4 protein-coding genes and 1 pseudogene are annotated in these 4,713 nt (G+C 41.0%); 3 read left to right on the forward strand and 2 right to left on the reverse strand.

Features of this window, described 5'->3' with window-relative positions:
- Positions 1 to 183: hypothetical protein (locus IM456_RS05135; protein WP_287694273.1), on the forward strand; the 183-nt coding region annotated here is incomplete at its 5' end.
- A 547-nt stretch (positions 184 to 730) separates the two neighbouring features.
- Here the strand turns inward: IM456_RS05135 and IM456_RS05140 are convergent.
- A complete protein-coding gene (locus IM456_RS05140; protein ID WP_287694275.1) occupies positions 731 to 2,542 on the reverse strand; it encodes a proline--tRNA ligase in 1,812 nt (603 codons plus the stop codon).
- Positions 2,543 to 3,010: 468 nt separating this feature from the next.
- Here IM456_RS05140 and IM456_RS05145 point away from each other — a divergent pair, with 468 nt between their 5' ends.
- Positions 3,011 to 3,247, forward strand: coding sequence for a helix-turn-helix domain-containing protein (locus IM456_RS05145; RefSeq protein WP_149988124.1), 237 nt, complete (start codon positions 3,011 to 3,013; stop codon positions 3,245 to 3,247).
- Positions 3,248 to 3,753: 506 nt separating this feature from the next.
- Here the strand turns inward: IM456_RS05145 and IM456_RS05150 are convergent.
- Positions 3,754 to 3,969 (reverse strand): annotated as a pseudogene (locus IM456_RS05150) (steroid 5-alpha reductase); the annotation flags it as partial.
- A 268-nt stretch (positions 3,970 to 4,237) separates the two neighbouring features.
- Here IM456_RS05150 and IM456_RS05155 point away from each other — a divergent pair.
- The coding region (locus IM456_RS05155) for a nuclease/transposase family protein (protein ID WP_502866990.1) at positions 4,238 to 4,713 on the forward strand (476 nt) is incomplete at its 3' end.

Raw genomic sequence — 4,713 nt, forward strand, 5'->3', positions numbered from 1 at the left:
AAAGATATTTATCAGAAAAGTCATGATCAAGCTAGAGGTTTAAAGACTGATCGGGTTCCAATTATTTTTATTAATAAATATTTAACACAATTCATACCAGGTAAGCAAGAGGGCTACGCCACTACTACCGAATCATTACCCGTTTTTTCTGACTCATATTCCACTGGAGCAAGTCTTAATTAAATCTTAGTTTTATCAAGAAAAATGAACGACAAACTTAAGCAAACTGGAATTAGGAGAAAATCACCCCGACACTCAAACAGTAAGAAATAATTAGGGTTTGCTGAAAAAGTTTGTTGGTGGGGTTAGGAGCCGGTCGTCAGGAGTCAGGAGTCAGTCCTAGATGCTTGACAAAATAAAGCAAAAAATCGCCATCATTAAGGAGATTGAATTTGTTGATTGAGACTTACTTTGAGAGAAATCGACATGAAGATAATATAGTAATCTCAAAAGCTCCTTTTTTAGAAGAAGTTTTTCAAGAAATTAAGCAAATTATTAATAGCTAATTTTCAATCAACGAAAATGCTGTAAATTACCTCCAAATGAACCTCCTTCTCAAAGAACTATTGCTATTTTATTAGCTGCTTCAGAGAAAAATCCCCCAACACTCAAACAGTAATGCTGAAAAAGTCTTTGAGTGGCAACAGGGAACAGTTTTTGATGCTTTAAACCCGCCATCTTTCGATCATCGAAACCATAAACAGGCAAAATTATCTGTATATTTAATCACTCAATAAGAAGCGTTTAGCTGTGAAATAGCAGTTTTTAAATAGGAAACTACCTCATTAATTGCTACTTCTGACGCTTTTTTACTGGCTCTTTCGACTAATTCCACCTTACCCGATTTGAGAGATTTACCCGTGACAATGCGATAGGGAATCCCAATTAAATCCGCATCTTTGAACTTAACTCCTGCACGTTCATCCCGGTCATCTAAAAGGGTTTCAATGCCGGCTTGATTTAACTCATTGTACAAACTTTCGGCGGTTTTTACCTGCTCGGCATCGGCTAAATTAGGAATAACCACAATCGCTTGATAAGGGGCAATAGCTACCGGCCAAATAATACCATCTTTATCGTAGGATTGTTCTACGGCTGCCTGTGCTAAACGCGATACTCCTATGCCATAACAACCCATACAAATGGGGGTAGATTCTCCCGCTTCATTAGTATAAAAAGCATTCATGGCTTGAGAATATTTATAGCCCAATTGGAAGATATGACCGACTTCAATTCCTCTAGCACTTTGCAAGGTTTGATTAGGATCGTGAATAGCTCGATCGCCTACCTGGGCTTTGCGTAGATCGACGATTAATTCCGGTAAGATAAAATCTTTACCCCAATTCGCCCCTACTAAATGAAACCCAGTTTCATTAGCACCGGTGATAAAGTTTTCTAAGTCTGTCACTGTGCTGTCTGCTATGCGTAAAAACTTAGGAGCTATATCGCTGGCTTTTTTGAGCAAATTATCTTCTAAGTCGGGAGCAATATAACCTAAAGGTAAAGGTTTAGTTGCCCATTTCTGTTGAGCGGCAGCATCGGGTATTTTTAAAGCCAAAATTGTTTTAGCATTGTAACAGCCCGCCTGTCTAACTAATTCATTTTGTAGTTTAACTTCGTTAACTTCTTGATCACCGCGAATATGCAGTAAAACTAAAACAGTTATGCCGCTATCATAAACCACTTCGTAGAGAACATTTTTGACGATAGCGGTGGCAGAACAATCGAGAAATTTAGCTAAACTTTCGATAGTGTTGGTGTTAGGAGTGTCTTTTTTAGCAAACTTTTTAAAGGGAGAAGCCACTTTATCTGCTGGCAAAGAAACGGCTTTTTCCACATTAGCCGCATACTTTTCATCGGCGGTAAATAAAACCTCATCTTCTCCGGCATCAGCTAAGACCATAAATTCTTGGGATGCGGAACCGCCAATCGCTCCAGAATCGGCTTCTACTGCCCGAAAAGCTAACCCACAACGGCGGAAAATATTGCGGTAAGCTATATCCATCGCTTGATAGGTTTTCTTTAAACATTCCTCGTCGAGATTGAAAGAATAGGCATCTTTCATAATAAATTCTCGTCCCCGCATTAAACCAAAACGAGGGCGAATTTCATCGCGAAATTTAGTTTGAATTTGATATAAATTAACCGGTAATTGTCGATAGGAACGAATTAAATCACGAGCGACGGCAGTAATTACTTCTTCGTGAGTCGGTCCTAATCCTAACTCCCGCTTTTGCCTGTCCGTCAGGGCAAACATAATCCCTTCTGCTTTCGTGTAGGTGTCCCAACGGCCTGATTCTTGCCAGAGTTCCGCCGGTTGCAGTTGGGGAAGTAAACATTCTTGGGCGCCGGCTTTATTCATTTCTTCCCGGACTATCTGGGAGACTTTCTGCAAAACCCGCCACATCAGGGGTAAATAGGCGTAAATACCGCTGCCAATGCGACGAATGTAACCGGCACGGACTAAGCATTTATGACTAGGGATTTCCGCCTCGGCCGGGTCTTCCCGGAGAGTGACAAAAAGCTGTTGAGAGAGTCGCATCCTATCGATATCCTTTTGAACAGAAGACTTTCTATTATCTCATCAAAGGAGAGCGACTGCAATTATCAATTACTTGTGTTGACAAACAATAACAGCGATCAGTTTACCGATTCTCAGGTATTTCCCCTCACAACTTGAGACTGGTTGGAGACGCATTGAACCTTAGTTGCAATTGCCTAACTCCCTTGTTCTCTACTCTAGGAAATATGAGCGTTCAGGTTGATCGCTGTTATCGTCGTTATCGAGACAGAATGTAACTTTAACAGGGTTTACTCCTTTGCGAACTTGACCTTATAACCTTGCCAGTTGATCTGTCAGGGAAGCTTTTTTCTTTAGCTTCAATTATTAATATAACATCGGATCGGCTCTAGAAGTCTTTCTCTTAATCAAAGTTTACATTGCCAGCATCAAGGAAAAGCCTAGATGTTTTGACGCTTAACCGACCATAACTCTTATTATTCAAAAATTATGGCAGCAGTAACCTCAACAGTAGTCAAAGAAAGCGCAGAGGAATTAACTCAACGGATCAAAGAAGCAACCACCGCTAGGGAAAAAGACAAACTGCAAGTGCTGTATTGGCTAAAACAAGAAAAAGCTCCCGCCCTCGAGGTGATAGCTAAAAGTTTAGGGCATCATAGAAACACAGTGCAAACCTGGTTGTGTAAATATCTTGAGGAAGGCAACGAAAAGAGCTTTATAAAGTGAATCGGAACGATCCCTTAAACTTCCCGTTGCCGAGGTTCCAGTGGGACAGGTGAGTAATATGCTTAATCTCGCTTTTGTCCAACCCCTGGCATCACCCGCATCCCTATTCGAGATTTATTAGGGACTTCGTGGTAGGGTGTCGGGTGCGTACCGGCTCGCTTTGAAATGCCTTCGGCTATTTTGCTGCCACTCTTTCTAATCTGGTGGTGGTCGATTGTATTACCGCTACCGTCCCCAGAAAGTGCCAATGTGGAAGGTCTGAAAGCGTTGGAGAGCAGTTCCGATCACCACTTATATAACACCTCGGATGCTGATGGCCGTTAATGGGAATGAGTGAATGAGTATTTGTTCTCATATACAAAGCGGGAAGAGCCTAATTATTAATTAAACCGCTCCCTGCGGTTTAGCACCTTTCCCTATGCTACTATTCCACTTCCATCGGTCTAATACCCCCTAAATGAAACTTAATAGCGCACCGTGCGGTTTAATCTCCTCAGCAAATTAGGTTATACTTCATCTTTATTAGCTTGGGGTAATAGCAATCCGGATTTCGCTTTGTAAGCGTCGAATTCGGGATAGCGGGAGAGGGAGCGGTCTTTTTTAAGCATATTGGGGATGAAGACCCCGGCGATGAATCCCCCCAAAATCAGAAAAGGGAGCCAATGTTGGGCTAACAGGGCAAAACTGAGATAAATTAAAATCTCTCCTAAATAGTTGGGATTACCTAAGTACCTAAGCAAAATTAATTACACATATCTAACCACCTCTTGCCTCTTGTCTCTTGCCTCTTGCCTATCTTCACTAGGAAATTAATTTTGCACGACTACTTAAAATGTCGGATGAATGCCCCCGCTAGATTTTTCGACAAGACATCAACCTTTGCGGGGGATGAAATCCGACCAGAATATCAACCGCGAAGCACGACTTTAATTCTACCATTTGTATGTAAACTGTGTTATACTTAACTTATCCAGGGTCGAAGATTAATCAATGCTAGTCGTAGAAGCCAAGTTAAAAAACGGGACACCAGAACAATACCAAAAACTTGATGAAGCTATCAAAACTTCTCAGTTTGTGCGTAACTCTTGTGTTCGTTATTGGATGGACAATCAAGGGACAACCCGCAATGATCTTCAAAAGCTTTGTGCGGTACTAGCTAACAATAAAGAGACACCATGGGTTAATAAATTAAACTCTCAAGCTCGTCAATCGGCTGCTGATAGAGCCTGGCAATCAATTAATAGGTTTTATCAGAATTGTCATGCCAAGATACCAGGGAAAAAGGGTTTTCCCCGATTTAAAAAACATAGTCGTTCGGTTGAGTATAAACTAACAGGCTACAAACTATCTGATGAGCGACGTAAAATCAAGTTCACTGATGGTTTTAAAGCAGGAGAATTTGATTTATGGTGTAGTCAAAAGACGTTAGTTTATTATTCAGAACAACAGATTAGACGGGTAAGAGT

It is taken from the genome of Microcystis sp. M079S1, from assembly GCF_020246425.1.
GTDB classification, from domain to species: Bacteria; Cyanobacteriota; Cyanobacteriia; order Cyanobacteriales; family Microcystaceae; genus Microcystis; species Microcystis aeruginosa.

Coding starts and splice junctions, on each gene's coding strand:
- IM456_RS05140 (WP_287694275.1), bottom strand. CDS start 2,542: ATGCGACTCTCTCAACAGCTTTTTGTCACTCTCCGGGAAGACCCGGCC.
- IM456_RS05145 (WP_149988124.1), top strand. CDS start 3,011: ATGGCAGCAGTAACCTCAACAGTAGTCAAAGAAAGCGCAGAGGAATTA.